Source organism: Spirosoma sp., assembly GCF_048594605.1.
Taxonomy (GTDB): domain Bacteria; phylum Bacteroidota; class Bacteroidia; order Cytophagales; family Spirosomataceae; genus Spirosoma.
This window is the reverse complement of sequence record NZ_JBMDWV010000437.1, coordinates 1-17,843: the sequence shown is the minus strand read 5'-3', so window position 1 is coordinate 17,843 and position 17,843 is coordinate 1. Positions and strand designations below refer to the sequence as shown.

The 17,843-nt window shown below is 49.4% G+C and carries 14 protein-coding genes; 11 read left to right on the top strand and 3 right to left on the bottom strand.

The features are described 5' to 3' along the window. Positions 1-80: 80 nt before the first annotated feature. Entirely contained in the window at positions 81-1,418 is a 1,338-nt protein-coding gene (locus ACOJS8_RS27705; protein WP_420151804.1) for a Gfo/Idh/MocA family protein, read from the bottom strand. Between the two features lie 105 nt (positions 1,419-1,523). After that, positions 1,524-2,387, bottom strand: a complete 864-nt coding sequence (locus ACOJS8_RS27700; protein WP_420151803.1) for a sugar phosphate isomerase/epimerase family protein — start codon at positions 2,385-2,387, stop codon at positions 1,524-1,526. 243 nt (positions 2,388-2,630) lie between these two features. On the opposite strand from ACOJS8_RS27700, the gene ACOJS8_RS27695 reads away from it, so the two are divergent. The 9 genes from ACOJS8_RS27695 (at position 2,631) to ACOJS8_RS27655 (ending at position 14,597) form a co-directional block, all read left to right on the top strand. Beyond that, complete coding sequence (locus ACOJS8_RS27695) at positions 2,631-3,947, top strand: TolC family protein (protein ID WP_420151802.1); 1,317 nt, start codon at positions 2,631-2,633, stop codon at positions 3,945-3,947. Next, on the top strand, positions 3,947-5,044 hold the full coding sequence (locus ACOJS8_RS27690) for an efflux RND transporter periplasmic adaptor subunit (protein WP_420151801.1): 1,098 nt from the start codon (positions 3,947-3,949) through the stop codon (positions 5,042-5,044). The genes ACOJS8_RS27695 and ACOJS8_RS27690 overlap by 1 nt, the downstream gene beginning before the upstream one ends. Before the next feature lie 43 nt (positions 5,045-5,087). Next, a complete protein-coding gene (locus tag ACOJS8_RS27685) occupies positions 5,088-6,338 on the top strand; it encodes an ABC transporter permease (RefSeq protein ID WP_420151800.1) in 1,251 nt (416 codons plus the stop codon). Between the two features lie 97 nt (positions 6,339-6,435). Beyond that, the gene (locus tag ACOJS8_RS27680) at positions 6,436-7,128 is read left to right on the top strand and encodes an ABC transporter ATP-binding protein (protein WP_420151799.1); all 693 of its coding nucleotides are present in this window, start codon (positions 6,436-6,438) and stop codon (positions 7,126-7,128) included. Then, complete coding sequence (locus ACOJS8_RS27675; RefSeq protein ID WP_420151798.1) at positions 7,109-8,173, top strand: sensor histidine kinase; 1,065 nt, start codon at positions 7,109-7,111, stop codon at positions 8,171-8,173. Before ACOJS8_RS27680 ends, ACOJS8_RS27675 begins: the two co-directional genes overlap by 20 nt. Positions 8,174-8,187: 14 nt before the next feature. Beyond that, positions 8,188-8,976, top strand: a complete 789-nt coding sequence (locus ACOJS8_RS27670; protein WP_420151797.1) for a LytR/AlgR family response regulator transcription factor — start codon at positions 8,188-8,190, stop codon at positions 8,974-8,976. Positions 8,977-9,165: 189 nt separating this feature from the next. Continuing rightward, on the top strand, positions 9,166-12,024 hold the full coding sequence (locus ACOJS8_RS27665; RefSeq protein WP_420151796.1) for a M16 family metallopeptidase: 2,859 nt from the start codon (positions 9,166-9,168) through the stop codon (positions 12,022-12,024). Between the two features lie 91 nt (positions 12,025-12,115). Further along, positions 12,116-13,546 (top strand): leucine-rich repeat domain-containing protein, encoded by a 1,431-nt coding sequence (locus ACOJS8_RS27660; protein ID WP_420151795.1) that lies wholly within the window; start codon positions 12,116-12,118, stop codon positions 13,544-13,546. A 130-nt stretch (positions 13,547-13,676) separates the two neighbouring features. Beyond that, the gene (locus ACOJS8_RS27655) at positions 13,677-14,597 is read left to right on the top strand and encodes an EamA family transporter (RefSeq protein ID WP_420151794.1); all 921 of its coding nucleotides are present in this window, start codon (positions 13,677-13,679) and stop codon (positions 14,595-14,597) included. A 32-nt stretch (positions 14,598-14,629) separates the two neighbouring features. Here ACOJS8_RS27655 and ACOJS8_RS27650 read toward each other — a convergent pair whose 3' ends face one another. Beyond that, entirely contained in the window at positions 14,630-15,400 is a 771-nt protein-coding gene (locus ACOJS8_RS27650; RefSeq protein WP_420151793.1) for an SDR family NAD(P)-dependent oxidoreductase, read from the bottom strand. A gap of 263 nt (positions 15,401-15,663) precedes the next feature. Between ACOJS8_RS27650 and ACOJS8_RS27645 the strand changes: the two genes are divergently transcribed. Then, positions 15,664-16,773, top strand: coding sequence for a glycosylase (locus ACOJS8_RS27645; protein ID WP_420151792.1), 1,110 nt, complete (start codon positions 15,664-15,666; stop codon positions 16,771-16,773). Beyond that, positions 16,770-17,843 (top strand): sugar-binding domain-containing protein (locus tag ACOJS8_RS27640; protein WP_420151791.1); only part of this gene is annotated, 1,074 nt, incomplete at its 3' end. The genes ACOJS8_RS27645 and ACOJS8_RS27640, both read left to right, overlap by 4 nt.

Below are 17,843 nucleotides of genomic sequence, written 5' to 3'. Positions count from 1 at the left end.
AAACCCCCCCGATCTCCAAACCCCCCCCCACTTCACTAAACACGCTCACCAAGAACGTAGCACATGCTACGTCTGTATCTTTATACAGGCGGTTCCCACCCTTTTTCGTACTGGCGACTCCATAATTTCATGGCTTCTACATCTTTGATATGGCCATTTTTGGTATCGACAGCGAATGATTTATTCGTGCGGTAGGCAATATTCGCCAGGTGGCATAACAACACACTCTTTGCGCCTTCATCGATGGGCGATGCCTGCTTTTCTTTGCCGCGAATCGCTTCGAAAAAATTCACTACGTGCCGGGTTGTCATGTCGCCACCACCACCCAGGGCCGTACCGGCTTCCGATCCTTTCGACTTGCTATCCTTGACTACTTTTCCTTCGCGGCTAAACAGCGTGTATCCATCCCGATCGACATATACCGTACCATTCGTTCCGTAGATGTATGTTCCGCGATCGCTGCCGAATGTTTTTTGACCGTTTCGGCTGTTACCATCCCATTTGATGATCTTATTTCCCGGGAATCGGAACGTAGCGTCCATCGTATCATACATTTCCCAACCATCTTCCACGAAGTACCGTTTGGCGGCCTCTACCGACACAAACTCTGGGTATTCGACCTGCAAGGCCCAGCGTGCTACGTCCAGTTCGTGTGTGGCGTTGTTTCCGGATTCGGCCGTTCCATACAGCCAGCCGTACCAGTGCCAGTTGTAATCCCACGTTTCGGAGGTGTATTCACGGCGCGGAGCTGGCCCCTGAAAGAGATCCCAGTCGAGCCCGTCGGGAACGGGGGCTTTCTTCTGATGCGGCACTTCGCCACGGGCACTGGCGTAAAAGGCAACGGCTTTGAACGGTTTACCAATTACGCCGTTATGAATCTGGTTAATGATATCAATCGACTCCAGCGACGACCGCTGCTGGTTGCCCATCTGAATTACTTTCTTATACTTTTTCTGAATTTCCGCCAGAATTTCGCCTTCGCGTGGATTGTGGCTGCAGGGTTTTTCGACATACACATGCTTACCCGCCTGCACGGCCAGCCACGTACCGGGCGCATGCCAGTGGTCGGGCGTGGCGTTGAACAGTACGTCGACATTTTTATCCGCAATCACTTTGCGAATATCATTTTCAAGCTTCGGCGTATTGGTAATGAACTTGGAAAATTTCTGCACCGCCGATTCCCGTTGTTTCTTCATAACGTCGCACAGATACACAAGCTCGACGTTGCTTTCTTTTTTCCCAATCGGCTCGTAATACGCGCCCAATCGCCGGCCCAACCCGGCAATCGCTACGTTCAGTCGCTCGTTGGCCCCGATAATTTTAGCATAGCTTTTGGCCGACATTCCTAATCCGCCTATTGTTATGCCAGCCGTTCCTAAGGCCGTTTTTTTGATAAACTCTCTCCGTGAATTTTCCATTATTAAATTTCTATTTATAGTTTTCTGTGTACAGTTTACTTTCTTGCGTCAGTCCTCTTATACGTCAACCAACAGAAGACAGTAAACTGTACACAGAAAACTTTTTTATGCCTTTCGCTTACCAGGCCTTGTCGCATCGCATACTCCTTTAAAATATCCGACCGATTCGGCAATGCCAGCCAGCGGATCTTTCATATCTTTTTCGTATTCGAGGCTGCAACTCCCGTCGTATTTTATCTTACGTAACATTGCTACAAAAGCCGGAATATCAATGACGCCCCGCCCCAATTCACAGGTTTTGCCTTCTTTCGAAGCTGCCGTTACGTTCTTGAGGTGAATATCGAAGATGCGTTTGGCGTATTTTTCAAGATCGGCAATCGGGTCATCACCAAATCGTGCATCGTGGCCCATGTCGAAGCAGAGACCGATACGTGAGTCCAGGTTTTTTACCGCGTTTATCACCGACGAAGCATTCGGCCAGAGCTTAATATCGGGACCATGAATGTGAATGGCGTAACGCATATCGTACTCTTTCACCTTTTTTTCAACGTACGGCAATAGTTCTTCATTCGGTACGCCTACGATGAGCTTCACCCCTACCCGTTTCGCATACTCGAATCCATTGTCGATTTCCTGCTGCGTTTTCATATATATCGGCCCAACGGCATAACCCGTAACCCCCGATTGCTTCAGCTTTTCATGAAACGCTTTGATCTGCTCCTCTGTACTGTTCAGGGGAAGATGAAAGTCTTTGATACACAGGTAGTGCACGTCCGTTTTCTTCATCATCTCCAGCGCCTGATCCAGATTAAAATGAACAAAACTATACCCCGCCATACCCAGTTTAAACAGGTCTTCGCCAGCAGCTTTCGGCGGCTCCGATGCAGCCACTGAATGAACGGTCGGAAACAGGCCAGCCAGCGCTACTGAACCACCTGCGCTTTTAAGAAATAGTCGTCGTGTCGTCATTAAACGTAACAAGTAAATATCATTTAGTTAAAAACTCCAGATTACTATTTTCTACTGAAAAATACAGATCAAACCAGACGTAGTGTGCAATACAATACGTATTATGCCATAGCCGGAGTTACGAACTCCGGTTTTTTCATTTCTAAAAACGACTGCCTTATTTATGTTTTTTTCCACTTCATAAAAACAGGAAAATCTCGACTGTCAAAACCTATTTCCTTTGGGTATCCATTCGCCATAATTATGAATCGGCTTGCCTTCATCCCGCTCATCTTTAGCTCATTAACGACTTCAGCCCAGACGGTTGTCTCGACGGTGCAGGAGGCTTTGGCGCTGGCCCGACGTAGTAACCCGGACCTGGTTAATGCCCGGCAGAACCGCCTGGCGCAGGATCAGCAACGTAGCGCCACTCGATCTGTTCTGCTGCCCCAGGCTCGTTTCTTCACCAATTTTGATTACAATTTTGCCTTACCGGTTCAATTAGTCCCAACCGCACTCTTTGGCGGACCTCCCGGCGAATACCGTTCCATTCAGTTCGGCTTACCGTATGTGCTAACCGCTGGTGCCGAAGTGACGGTTCCTGTTGTGAATCGACCGGCGCGCGCCGACATTGGAATTACGGAGCAAAATCTACGTATCGCCGATCAGCAGAATCTGGTATTGCAGGATGAGGTTTCAACACAAACGGCGCGCGTTTATCATGCTACGTTACTCACTCGCGCGGCCATTTCGCTTACCCAGCGGAATCTTTCGGCGGCTGATACACTTACCCAAATTGCTCGCGACCGACTGGAAAAAGGCCTGATCGAACCGCTCGAATTTAACCGGATTCGTTCCGTTCAACTCACCAACGCCGACGTATTGTATCAGAATCAGCTGGCTTACGTTCGCAACCTGAATCAGCTTAAATTAATGTTGGGGCTGACGCCCACCGATAGCCTTGTTCTTTCGGAAGATCTGGCAAATCGGCCCATTGATACGCCGGTTTCGATCACTGACCTACCAGCCGTCGAGCGGCCACAGATTACACTTGAGCGGGCGCGGGTCGAACTGTCGCAATTGCAGTTGAATCGGGAACGTTTACAGCGTTGGCCAACCTTGTCGGCCTACGGACGATTTACGGAACAGGCGCAACGTAGTGAAATCAACTTTCTGAATTTCAGTCAGCCCTGGTATCAGATCGGCGTTACGGGTTTGCAATTTAACTGGCCAATTTATACGGGCGGCCTGCGAACTAGCAATATTGCCCGCGCCCGTTTGCAGCTGAAAGCAGCCGAAACGTCGCTTGCCTATGAACGGAATCGGCAGCAAACGGACAACGAAGACATTCGAAATACGTATAACCAGGCGGTTCGATCCCTGGATTTAAACCGGCAGAATTACGAACTCAGCAACCAGAATGTCCAGATTGCACTGGTCAAATACCGCTCGGGTTTATTTGCCTACGACCAATACCTGAACGTTTTCAATGAAGCGCTAACGGCTCAGAACCGATTTCTGAATAATCTGTCGAACGTATTTATCAACCAGACTATCTTACAAATCCGCAACGGGCAGTAATGAAAACTGTATTGTACATAACCACACTTGCCTTACTCGGCTCGGCCTGCAAACGTAGCACTGACGGTACATCGCCTGCGTACCGGGAATTGACCGAAGCAGTCTATGCCTCTGGGAATGTTTATCCACGTAACGAATACACTGTAACAGCCGACGCGGCCGGTGTCTTAGAAAAACGGCTGGTGAACGAAGGCGACTCCATTCGTCAGAATCAGTTGTTATTTGTGCTTGAAAGTGCGTCCGAAACGGCGCGTCAGCAGGCTGCTGCCAGTGCCTATCGGCAGGCCCGGGCTAACCTTGGCAACAATTCGCCCGTGCTTGCCGAACAGGAAGCGCAGGTACGTAACGCCCGTACGCGGCTCGCCAACGACTCAATCAACTACGCTCGCTACCGCGATTTGTACGCGAAAAACGCTACGTCCAGAGCAGAACTCGAGCGGGCAGAACTGAATTACACGATATCAAAAAATAACCTCCGAGCACAAACCAATACATTGCTACGTAGCCGCGACCAGATTCGGCTCGATGTAGCAAACAACCGCAGTCAGTTGGTGAGTTCGGAAGAGGCCGGACGTAACACCCGCATCCGAAGTTTCGTAAATGGCAAAGTGTATGAGGTTTACAAAGAACCCGGTGAGGTGGTCCGGATTGGCGATCAACTAGCACTGGTTGGCAGTGGCAGTCAATTATATGCGCAACTGGCGGTTGACGAAAGTGATTTCGGACGACTACGTATCGGGCAGGAGGTTGTACTGAAAGCCGACGTATATGCCGATAAGGTTTTCAAGGCCAAAGTCAGTAAGATCTTCCCCAAGCTGAATCGTACCGATCAGTCGTTTCGGGTCGATGCGGAGTTCGTGGGTGAGCAACCTGCCTCCTATTACGGCCTGACAGTAGAAGCCAATATTATTATCAGCCAGAATAAACACGTACTAACGATTCCAAAATCGTACGTAATCGGCAACGACAGTGTTTGGGTTGAAGAGGCCGGCAAAAAGAAAAAGATAAAATTCCGGAAAGGCGCCGAAAACTTCGACATGGTAGAGGTAAAAAGTGGTCTGAGTGAAACCTCTAAATTAGTGATGAACGATGAGTGATTAGTTTGCTGACGCATCATTCATCGTTCATCACTCCACAAAAATGAACATACGTATTGCTTCACAAATTGCAAAAACGCATTTGCTGGCCAAAAAACGCCAGACGCTCGTGGCCATGCTCGGCGTTACGTTCGGTATTGCCATGTTCATCACGATGATCTCGTTCATGCAGGGCGTTAACCAGTTTCTGGAAGATTCAGCCCTTGATGCCAGCCCGCATATCCGGTTGTATAATGAAGTCAATACGCAGCGACCCGGCCTGATTGAACAACTCAATCCGAAGAACTTCAATGTCATTTACCATCAAAAACCGAAAGATGAACAGGCACGTATCAAAAACGGGATGACCATCGCTGAGCGAATTGAAAAAGAATCTGGTGTATTAGGCGTGTCGCCCCAGGTGGCCACGCAGGTATTCTACAATAATGGTCCAATTCAATTGTCGGGCACAATTGCGGGCGTTGATATCGAGCGCGAAAACCGACTTTACCGGTTGGAGACGCGATTGAAATCGGGGAGCATCAACGCACTGAAAACCAACCCCGACGGGCTGATTATGGGAGCCGTTCTGGCTCGCAAACTAAATGTTCAGGTTGGCGATAAAGTAAGCGTAACAACGCCTGTGGGCAGCACCCGGATTCTGCGAGTAGTTGGTACGTTTGGCTTCGGCGTTGGAACGGTGGACAATACGAAGAGCTATGCCGATCTCTCGACGGTGCAGGAGATGCTTCAGAAAGACCCAAGCTACATCACCGATATTCATATCAAGATGATCGATCCGCTCCAGGCCCTTCCGTTCGGGAAGCGTATTCGAGCCATGTACGGCTACTACACCGAAGACTGGGCAACGGCGAATAAGGCGATTCTGGCGGGCGAAAAGATACGTAACGTAATGACGTTTGTGGTGTCCATGACGCTGCTGGTGGTGGCTGGTTTCGGGATTTACAACATCATGAATATGACCGTAATCAACAAGATCAAAGACATCGCCATTCTAAAAGCAACAGGTTTCGATGGCCGCGACATTGTCGCCATCTTCCTGTTGCAGGCTGTTTTTATCGGTTTTACGGGTGGTTTGCTTGGGTTAGGTATTGGATTTGGGATCAGCTACGTGTTGTCCATCACGCCATTCGATGCGGGCGATTTCCTGAGTATCAAAACGTTTCCGGTCATTTTCGACGCTAAGTACTACGTAATGGGCATTCTGTTCGGTGTCGTCACGACGGTATTGGCGGGATTTTTCCCTTCCCGAAAAGCCGCACAGGTTGATCCGGTAGCGATTTTACGAGGGTAAAAAAGTTAGAGAGTTGTAAAGTTATATGGTTGTAAAGTTGCTGAAGCGCTCTACCCTGAACTCTACAACTTTATAACCATACAACTTTATAACTTTTATGAATTCCGTTCTTTCCGCGCAGCACGTGAACAAATACTTCTATGACCCGGAGAAATTTCAGGTTCTGAAGGACGTAACATTCGATGTGCAAAAGGGTGAATTTCTTTCGATCGTGGGCAAATCGGGTTGCGGGAAATCGACGCTGCTGTATCTGCTTTCCACAATGGACACCGATTACGAAGGTCAGATTGAAATGGCCGGTACGTCGCTGAAAGGACGTAGTCAGGATTTTCTGGCGCATTTTCGCAACGAGCATCTGGGGTTTGTGTTCCAGTTCCATTTTCTGCTCCCTGAATTTTCGACGCTGGAGAACGTCATGCTGCCCGGTTTGAAACTGGGCAAATATTCTCAGAAAGAAATTGAGGAGCGGGCTATGGAAAAGTTGCGGTTGATTGGAATGGCCGAATACGCCCGTAAACCGGCCAGCAAACTGTCGGGTGGGCAACAGCAGCGGGTGGCCATTGCCCGCGCGCTCATCAACGATCCGACCATCATTATGGGCGATGAGCCGACCGGAAATTTAGATAAAGCCAATACCGAAAACGTATTCGAAATTTTTCGCGACCTTGCCGGAAAAGGCCAGACCATAATTGCCGTTACGCACGACCCCGATTTTGCCGCCGGAACCGATCGCGTCATTGAAATGTCGGACGGTATGATCATTGCCAGCCATGAAAATCAAGTTCAATAAATACGTCGAAGCGGTGTTATTGTGGATAGCACTGGCGGGCATTGTAGCCCGTCAATGGCTTATTCCGGGCATCTCCTGGCAACGGCAGGCGTTGCTCTTCGTAGCTTCTTTCTTGGTTTTCAATTTTATCTGGATTTTCCATTTCCGCCTGAATGAATGGCTCAACAAGCGATTGCCGTTCGAGAAGAATGTCCGCTGGCGCATCATTATTCAACTGTTGAGCGGCTGGACCATTGCTAAAACCATTCTGTTTATCGTTGGGTACTGCGTCGTTACGTATGTTGTGCCGGAAGTATTGACGCAGATCACTAAATTCACCATTATCATTATCGCGCTGTTGGTTTTTATGGTCAATACGGTAACCGGCCTGGGTTTCATTGCCAGTCATTTACTGAAGCGCTGGCAGGAGAATACGGTGCGGACGGCGCAGTTGGAGAAAGAAAAAGTACAGGTACAGCTCGACAGTCTGAAGAACCAGATCAGTCCGCATTTTCTGTTCAATAGCCTGTCGTCGCTGGATAGTTTGATTGACGATAATCCTGTGCTTGCGCGGCAATTTTTGCAGCAGTTATCGAAAGTGTTTCGCTACGTATTGCAGCATAAAGATCAGGCGCTGGTGACGCTGGAAACCGAACTGAATTTTATTAAGAACTACGTAGCGCTGCTGAATACCCGTTTCGATGGATCGTTCACGGTCAACTATCAACTGAGTGATGATGCACTCGATCAGCAGATCGTTCCTGTTACGCTTCAGATTCTAATCGAAAACGCCATCAAACACAACACCATCAGCGAAGCGCGCCCACTAACGGTGACCATCAGCGACAAAGACGGGTATCTGGACGTAGCAAATCCAGTCCAGCGAAAACGGCAGGTTGAAACGTCGAACAAACAGGGGCTGGAAAACCTGAAACTGCTGTATGATTATCTGGGCCCGCGTCCCGTTGAGATTAGCGAGCAGAACGCCATTTTCCACATACGTATTCCGCTCCTGTCGGTTTCAGGCAAACCCAATGCTGAACTTGCAGTAAGTCAGTTTCAATAGGACAATTAATTACGATGACGATTCTGCTGATTGAAGACGAACCGCTGATTGCCCGGCAACTCCAGAAACTGGTCCATCAGCTGGAGCCCGGCGCTGTGCTGGAAGGGCCATTGACCAGTGTCCAGTCAATCTGCGATTATTTTAGTGCGCTACGGGCGAATGGCCGGCCTTTTCCAAACCTTGTCATTTCCGATATTCAGCTTTCTGATGGAGTAAGTTTCGAGGCTTTTCGGCAGATCAATCTGAACGTACCCATCATTTTCACAACCGCTTATGACGAGTACGCCATCCGGGCATTTAAACTGAACAGCCTGGATTATCTGCTCAAACCGATTGATCCGGAAGACCTTAAAACCGCTTTGGCAAAGTATCACCGCTGGGCATTAAATGGCACAACGGGATTAGATGAGCAGTTTCGGCATTTCCTGAATCAGATTTCCGAACATACCCCGACGCTCCAGTTTAAACGCCGGTTTACGGGGCATCACCTCCGCCAAATCATCTCGGTTCCGCAGGAGCAGGTCGCCTATTTTCTTCGCAACGAGCTGATTTATTTGCATACAACGGATGGCCGAAAGTTAGTTACGGATTACAAAACGCTTGACGAACTGGAAGAATTGATTGATCCGGCCTGTTTCTTTCGCGCCAACCGACAATGCATTGTTTACCTCGACGCCGTTTCAGGTTATCGTCCCTACGACATCAGTAAATTACAGGTGATTTTAAAAAGCCCGAACGACAGTCTGGAAATCCTAGTCAGCAAAGAGAAAGCGAGCGCGTTCAGGCACTGGCTGGAGGGTTAGGGTTATCCTTTTTCCCGTTTTGCTGAATGGCCCGGGTGCAACGGTTCGTCCATTCAATGCATCTTTGATGAGCGGTTCATAACGACCGCTCATCCTTTTTTTGGGGAGTTTTTATAAAATCTGTTGGTAACTAATCCATTTTTCACTACCTATACAAGCTTTGATTTTTCGTACCCAACTAACTGTAATATGCAAAACAACTTTATTGAGTCTCGGTCTGGAATAACCCAGCTTGGTTTGACCTGGTCCAGATTAACCCGAGCGAGTATAGTGGCCGCTACGTTGCTGGTCAGCAGCCTGACAGTATCGATCGCGCAGGACAAGCCAACGGCCGTTACGTTGCCGGAAGGGGTAACAAAAGGGGCATCAGTCGAAGGCATCACCGAGTATAATCTGAAGAATGGGCTTAAGGTTCTGCTCTTTCCCGATGCTTCCAAACCAACCATTACGGTCAATATTACGTATCTGGTGGGTTCGCGGCACGAGGGGTTGGGCGAAACGGGGATGGCCCACCTGCTCGAGCACATGGTGTTTAAAGGCTCCACCAAGCACCCCAATATTCCACAGGAGCTGACCTCGCACGGGGCCCGCCCAAATGGCACCACCTGGCTCGACCGTACCAATTATTTCGAGACGTTTGCCGCCAACGACGAGAACCTGAAGTGGGCGCTCGATCTCGAATCGGATCGGATGGTGAACTCGTTCATTAAGAAAGAAGACCTGGCCACCGAGTTTACCGTGGTACGTAACGAGTTTGAGATGGGAGAAAACTCTCCGCAGGATATCCTGAACGAGCGTGTCGTGTCCTCAGCTTTTCTGTGGCACAACTACGGCAAATCGACCATTGGCAACCGTTCTGATATTGAGAAGGTGCCTATTGAAAACCTTCAGGCTTTTTACAAGAAATTTTACCAGCCCGATAATGCTGTGCTGGTTGTGGCGGGCAAGATCGACGAAGGCAAAACGCTGGCGCTGGTGAATCAATATTTCAGTTCGATTCCTAAACCAACGCGGGTGCTTCAGCCGACATACAGCATTGAACCGGTTCAGGATGGCGAACGCGACGTAGTGCTACGTCGGGTGGGTGATACCAAAGTGGTATCGGCGCTTTACCACATCATGCCCGCTTCGCACCCTGACTACCCAGCGATGGACGTGCTAACCGATTTGTTGACGAATGAGCCAAGTGGCCGGTTATACAAAGCGCTGATCGACACGAAGAAAGCCTCACAGCAGTACGGGTATTCGTTCATGACCAAAGACCCCGGCTACGTATATTTTGCCGCTGAACTCTTGAAGGAAAAATCCATCGACGAAGCCAAATCTGCTTTGCTGGGCACGCTCGATTCGGTCGCTATTAAAGCCCCCACCAAAGATGAAGTTGAGCGCTCAAAAGCTAAGCTGCTGAAAGATGTTGAAATTAGCTTTAAGGACGTTGAACGCTTAGGGCGCACCTTGAGCGAATTTATTGCGACAGGTGACTGGCGAATTGGTTTTCTATACCGCGACCAACTCGAAAAAGTATCGTCAGCCGACGTTCAACGCGTGGCGAAGTATTACTTTAAACCCTCTAACCGGACCGTCGGAATGTTTATTCCTGACCCAACTCCCGACCGGGTTGAGGTACCCAATGCGCCGGATATTGAGGCAATGGTGAAGAACTACAAAGGTCGTGCGGCTATTGCCAGTGGTGAAGCGTTTGATCCCTCACCAGCCAATATCGACGGCCGGACCCGGCGTTCCGAACAACCCAACACGATCGAGCTGGCTTTATTACCAAAATCGACCCGTGGTAATGAGGTAAATGCGCGACTGACGCTACGTTATGGAGATGTGAACAGTCTGAAGAACAAAAGTGCGATTTCGGTCTTTACGGCGTCGATGCTTGACCGGGGCACAACGACCCGCAGCCGTCAGCAGATCAAAGATGAACTGGATAAGTTGAAAGCGCAGGTGAGTGTATTCGGCGGTGGCAACCAGGCCAATGTGACTATCAAAACAACCAAAGAGAATCTGCCTGCCGTACTACGTATTGTTGGGGATATGCTCAAACACCCCGCCTTCGATGCTGGTGAATTTGAAAAACTAAAACAGGAACAGTTGGCACAGATTGAAGCACAGCGATCGGAGCCGCAAAGCCTTGCTTTCACAGCATTCCAGCGGCAGATGAGTCCTTATCCAAAGGAGGACGTTCGGTACACCTCAACCCCCGATGAAGACGTAGCGGACGTGAAAGCAATGAAGCTCGACGATCTGAAGCAGTTCCACAAGGATTTTTACGGTGCTCAGAACGCTACGTTGTCTGTGGTTGGTGATTTCGACGAAACGCCGGTTCGGAAGGTAATTACCGACGAGCTGGGCACCTGGAAGGCAAAGAAACCTTTCAGCCGGTTGGTTACGCCCTACAACGACATCAAACCGACGCCACAGAGTATCGAAGCACCCGATAAAGCCAATGCGTTTATGGTGGCAGGTGTAAACCTTCCGCTCCGCGACGACGACCCGGATTATCCAGCGCTGGTGCTCGGCAACTATATGCTGGGTGGCGGTTTCCTGAATTCGCGTCTGGCGGTACGTATCCGCCAGAAAGAAGGCATCAGCTACGGGGTTGGCTCGCAGCTCCAGGCAAACCCGCTCGATAAAACGGGCATGTTTATGACCTACGCGATTTACAATCCGGAGAATGCCGAGCGGCTCGAAAAAGCCTTCCGCGAAGAAATGGACAAAGCGGTAAAAGAAGGGTTTACTGCCGACGAAATCAAAGCAGCCCGCTCAGGTCTGTTGCAGGCGCGGATGGTGTCGCGGGCGCAGGACCCGAGCCTGGCCGGTACGTTGAACAACTATCTGTACCTGAACCGTACAATGGCATGGGATGCCGATTTTGAAAAGAAGCTGGAAGCACTCACACCTGAGCAAATCAACGCAGCGATGAAGAAGCACATTGATCCGGCGAAAATTTCGATTATTAAAGCCGGTGATTTTGAAAAAGCAGCGAAGAAAGCGGCTGAAAAACAGCCCGCTTCGTCGGTCGGCAGTGGCAAGAACTAGCCTTGTTTGAACCAGGATTAATAAAAACCTGGTTCTTTTTTATACCAATAAACTATAAATATCGTTATACACCTACTAAACTCGTTAAAACATGAAATGGTGTGTGCTGTTACTCGTATTTTGGTTGATGGCTGGACGTAGCATAGCTCAGGATTGGCTGGTTATGCTACGAGATACCAATCGGCTTAACGTATCGCTAGGTGATCTGGAGAAAAAATACCCGCCAGCCTTTGCTCGACAGGTTGGACAGAAAGGCGTCTTTGCTCAGCATGGAAATCGATTCATGGATACGATGCGGGTCCGAAACAACCGTTTTTTTAGTTTTCTCGATCGGAACAAAAAACATTTGCCCGCTTTAGGCATCATGCTTCAGACGCAGGAGTTTGTCAAGCCTGACGGTACATTTGCCTGGGTATTTTGTGAATTTTCTGGTCGCGAATTAACGCCTGACCAGGAAAATCAACTATTGAGGCTGATTCGTGAATGGTATCGTCAAAATCCGTTTGCGTTTACGACAAAAGAAGGATTTCGCTGGGCTGGGCTGGTTACCCTAGGCAATCCTCCAGCCAAACGTATGGTTCGGAAGGGGCCGGGCATCATCAGCACACTCGATGCCGCCCAGAAAACAACCCGTCCCGACACGGTAACCATGTTGGCATTTAATCAATTAGGACTGACGAATGTACCCGATATCGTTTATCAGTTTCCGAAACTGGCAGAACTTGATTTATCGAAAAATGAACTTCATGAGCTACCCGCCCGCCTGACGTCCGACATTCCAACGCTGAAAAAACTGAGCTTATTACAAAACGCCATTCCTGACGACAGTGTGTTTATAACCCGTAATAAACACCTTCGGTCACTGAATTTGCAATTCAATCGGTTGACACGGATTCCGGAATCGATTCGTCAGAATCGGCGGCTCGAAAGTTTATGGATTGGAAATAACAAACTGGCAGAACTGAACATGACTCCGCTACGTAAACTTCGCCGGTTGAGCGACCTCAACCTGTATAACGCCGGACTGACTCAACTACCCAGCACCATTAATCGGCTAAGACGCGTAACCGTACTGGATCTTTACTACAACAAGCTGACGGAATTGCCCCGTAATCTGGGAAAAATGAAACGTCTTGAGCAGTTGGCTCTTTCCCACAATGACCTGAAAGAACTACCTGCCTCCCTAGCCAAGCTACGTCGATTACAGGTTCTTTATGCGCATCACAATCGGCTCAGTAAATTGCCTGCTACGTTTGGTCGGCTAAAAAATCTGCGTATTCTCGACCTCGGTTACAACTGGATCACCGTCGTGCCAGACGTAGTGGGCTTGCTTCCGTCGCTGCAAGAGTTGAGCCTGAATAACAACAATATACAGGAATTTCCAACTGTGCTGCTATCAATTCAGAACCTGGATAAAGTGTATTTAAGTGGCAATCCGTTGTTTAATCGTGAAGCGCCCAGCAGTCCATATGCACCCCATATCAAGCAACTGGAAGCCAACAAAATTACAGTCTCTTATTAAACCCAATGGTGCAGAATAATACTCTGCTCAGAAAATTCATAATCAATTTTAGAAAGAGCGAAAAAGGGAGGCTTCAACTGAGAAAAATACAATAATTTTGTGTTGCTTCAGTATAAGTACGATCTGTGTTATGCAAGCCGTTACGTCTCCCGTTTCCACCAATCCAAATCGCGTTTCGCTCTGGGCGAATTTAGTATCTGTCTACATCCTGTGGGGATCAACGTATCTGTTCATTCATTTCATGACCGAACGGATGCCTCCGCTGTACATGGTGTCGGTCCGGTATCTGATTGCGGGTTCGCTCCTGTATGGCTATGCGCGGTTGACAGGTACACCCCGCCCTACCCGGCAGGAATGGCGGTCAGCGGGCATTATCGGCGTAATCCTGTTAACGATTTCAAACGGCTGCCTGTCCATTGGGCTTCAGTACATTCCCAGCGGTATGGCGGCTTTACTAGGCGGTCTGTTACCCGTTTATCTGTTAACCCTCAACTGGGTTTCGTTTGGCAAAAAGCGACCGAGCAACCTGGCGTTGGCAGGGCTGGCGGTTGGTCTCCTTGGCATTTATCTGCTGGTCAAACCCGACAAGCTGCAAAGCACAAGTGGTATCGACGCCAAGCTGATCGGTACTGGACTTGTTGCTTTCGGAAATTTCGCCTGGGCGATTGGTACGTTGCTGACACCCCGTCTGTCGTTACCTTCCGGAACCATTTCGAGTGGCATTCAAATGATTGTCGGAGGAGTTGTTACGTTACTGGCAAGCCTGGTTCTAGAGCCTGTAAGCCTGCTGAGTATTGTTGATGCGCCCGCCAAAGCCATTGGCTCTATGATCTATCTGATCATTTTCGGCAGCATCATTGGTTTTTCGTCGTACTCCTGGCTGGCACGTAACGCACCACCGCAACTCCTGGCTACCTATGCTTTCGTCAACCCCGTTGTTGCCATGCTGCTCGGTACGTTGTTCGCGGGCGAAGTTTTTTCAAGTCAATCGTTTCTCGGCGCGATCGTTGCCCTGATCGGCGTTGTGTTAATTACTTTAGGAAGGAAGTAATTGACTAAAAACGTTTGCGTCTGTTAATTCAATCATTCTACCGGCGGAGGGCTCACGCTTGTCCAGCCACCGTCAACCACCAGGCTCTGACCCGTTATGTGGCGCGATGCAGGAGCGACCAGAAACAAGGCCGCATTTGTGATGTCCTCTACTGTAGCCGGGCGTCCCATGGGCGTGATACGTGACCAGATTGGAATATAAGTAGGATCGTCAAGTGTACGCTCTGTAAGGGTGGCACCGGGCGCAATGGCATTGACCGTAATGCCGAGTGGTGAAAAATCAATGACCAGTTGTTTTGCCAGCATCTCCAGCCCGGCTTTGGTCATGCTGTAAACGGGAAGGCCAGGATGCGCCTGATGCCCCACCACCGACGACATAAACAGGACGCTCCCCCCTCTGCCTTGCTTACGCATCTGATGAGCAGCCGTTTGTGCCAGAAAGAAACTCCCCCGCAGATTCAGGTCAACAATTTTCTGAAACGCTTCGGGGGTCGTTGTGAAGATGTCGCCAAAAATAGTAATACCAGCATTGGCGATCGCAATATCGACCGACCCAAATAAATGGACAGCCTTTTCGACCATCTGCTGAATAAACGCTACGTCGGAGGCATCGCCCGCGCACGCTTCGCACTGCCCACGACCAGCATCTGCCCGGATGATATCAATGGCTTTCTGGGTTAACTCTTCATCATAATCGTTGAGCAAAACATTGGCTCCCTGCCGGACGAGTGTTTTGGCTATGGCAAAACCAATACCTTGCCCTGCACCGGTAATCAGGACAGTTTGTTGGGCAAAATCGATCATCTGAAAACGTTTGGGATAAGATAAAGTCGCGCGAAATTAAAGACAAATTCCAGCCTGAGCTGCTGCTTTTTTCGCAGTACGTACGACAAAAGTAAGAAAATGCCATTTCGAGCAGGCGGCAGCAGGCAACGTAGCAGTTCACGGCTTTGTCAAGCGACCACGCTAACATGCTACAATCTTCAGAAAAAATAGTAGATGTGGATTGTCTTAATCTCGGATAGATTTGTACTCTGAGCCATCCTAAGCCATAACTGACCAGCCTAATGCTTTTTCGATCTTTTTCCATTATACTCTTTTACCTTTTATCCACACCCATTTTTGCACAAAAAGGATCGATTTCTGACGCGCAGATGCAGCGTATCTACGACGAAATCAAAACACCACACAAGTATGGTTTGGTGATGACACCCGCCGACAATTCGAAGAAGATGGATTGTCCGACGGTGTTCCGAAAGAACAACCAATGGTACATGACTTATCTTATTTACGATGGGCGTGGCTACGAAACATGGCTGGCAAAAAGCAAGGACCTCCTGAACTGGGACACGCTCGGACGTATCCTGTCTTTTTCGGATAGTACCCAGTGGGACGCGAATCAGAAAGCGGGGTACAACGCTTTACAAAATTACGAGTGGGCTGGATCGTATGAGCTGGAGAAATTTCAGAACAAGTATTGGTTGTCGTACATTGGCGGTCCCGCTAAAGGCTACGAAGCGGGTGATCTGTCGATTGGCATAGCCTCTACCTCGAAAGATCCCACGCAACCACACGAGTGGCAGCGACACTCTAAACCCGTGCTGACCGCCGAAGACGCTGATACGCGCTGGTGGGAAAACCGAAAACTGTTCAAAAGCACGATTATTCATGACCCCAAAAAATTAACCGGCTACCCGTTCGTGATGTATTACAATGCCAACGGCGACACAACGGGCGTTCCCAAAACGCGCTGGTTCGAACGGATTGGCATGGCCGTTTCGGACGATATGTTAAACTGGAAACGCTTCCAGAAAGAGCCGGTTATGATGCATCCGGCAGGCATTACGGGGGATGCAGTCATTCAGAAAATCGGTGACCTCTACGTTATGTTTTACTTCGGTGCCTTCTGGCAGGATCGCGAGGGCGCTTTCAATCGATTTGCCGTTTCTTCCGATCTCGTCAACTGGACCGACTGGACCGGCGCTAACCTGATCGAGCCCTCAGAAACTTACGACGATCTATACGCGCATAAGTCGTTCGTTCTGAAGCACAAAGGTGTCGTTTACCACTTCTATTGCGCCGTCAACAAAGCCGATCAACGCGGTATTGCGGTGGCTACGTCGGTCGATTTGGGTAAGAGTAAAAAAAGTTTCGTACCGGCTCCACCGAAAAAATGAAAAACACACTTTCTTGTCATTCCGACGCTACGTTATGGCGTTGGCTAGTTACGCTACTATTTGCCGCAACTACTACATTCGCCCAAACTGAACTACGTAGCGTTCAGGACTTTAACAAAGGCTGGCGGTTTTATCTGGGCGACGAACCCAACGCCAAAAACGCTACGTTTGCCGACGCCGACTGGCGAAAATTGACCCTTCCTCACGACTGGAGCATTGAAGGCCAGTTCAGCGAACACCACCTGGGCACAACGCAGGAAGGTGCATTACCAACGGGCATTGGCTGGTATCGGAAAACGTTTACCGTACCCGCTACGTCCAGAACCAAACCCGTTTTTATTGAATTTGACGGTGTTTATCGCAACAGCGAAGTCTGGATCAACGGGCATTCGCTGGGCGTTCGGCCGTATGGATATAGCTCGTTTCGGTACGAACTAACCCGTTATTTGAAGTTTGGCAATCAGCCGAACGTACTGGCGGTGCGGGTCGATAATTCGGCCCAACCCAATTCGCGCTGGTACACAGGGGCGGGCATTTATCGGAATGTACGGCTGGTCACTACGTCGCCCGTTGCGGTGGCGCACTGGGGAACCTACGTAACAACCCCGAACGTAACGGATCAGCAGGCTACTGTATCGATGCAAACGCAGATACGTAATGCTATCGGTCGGCGCTCCGACGGAAAAATGCAAACGGTTCGGGTGGTGAGCACCATTCTGGACGTAGCGGGTAAGGAAATCGCATCGGCCACTACGTCTCCGGTTGAACTGGTCGATACGCTGACGTCCGTTTCACAATTATTTACAATAAAAAACCCAACCCTTTGGTCGACCGAAACGCCGTACCTGTACAAAATCGTAACGCGAATCTATAACCAGAATCGTCTGGAAGACAGTTACGTAACGTCGTTGGGCATTCGTTATTTTCGGTTCGATGCCGCAACGGGTTTTTCGCTGAACGGCAAGCCAACGAAAATTCTGGGCGTTTGCCTGCACCACGATTTAGGCGCGTTGGGCGCGGCTGTGAATGTACGGGCGATGCAGCGTCAGCTCGAACTGCTGAAAACGATG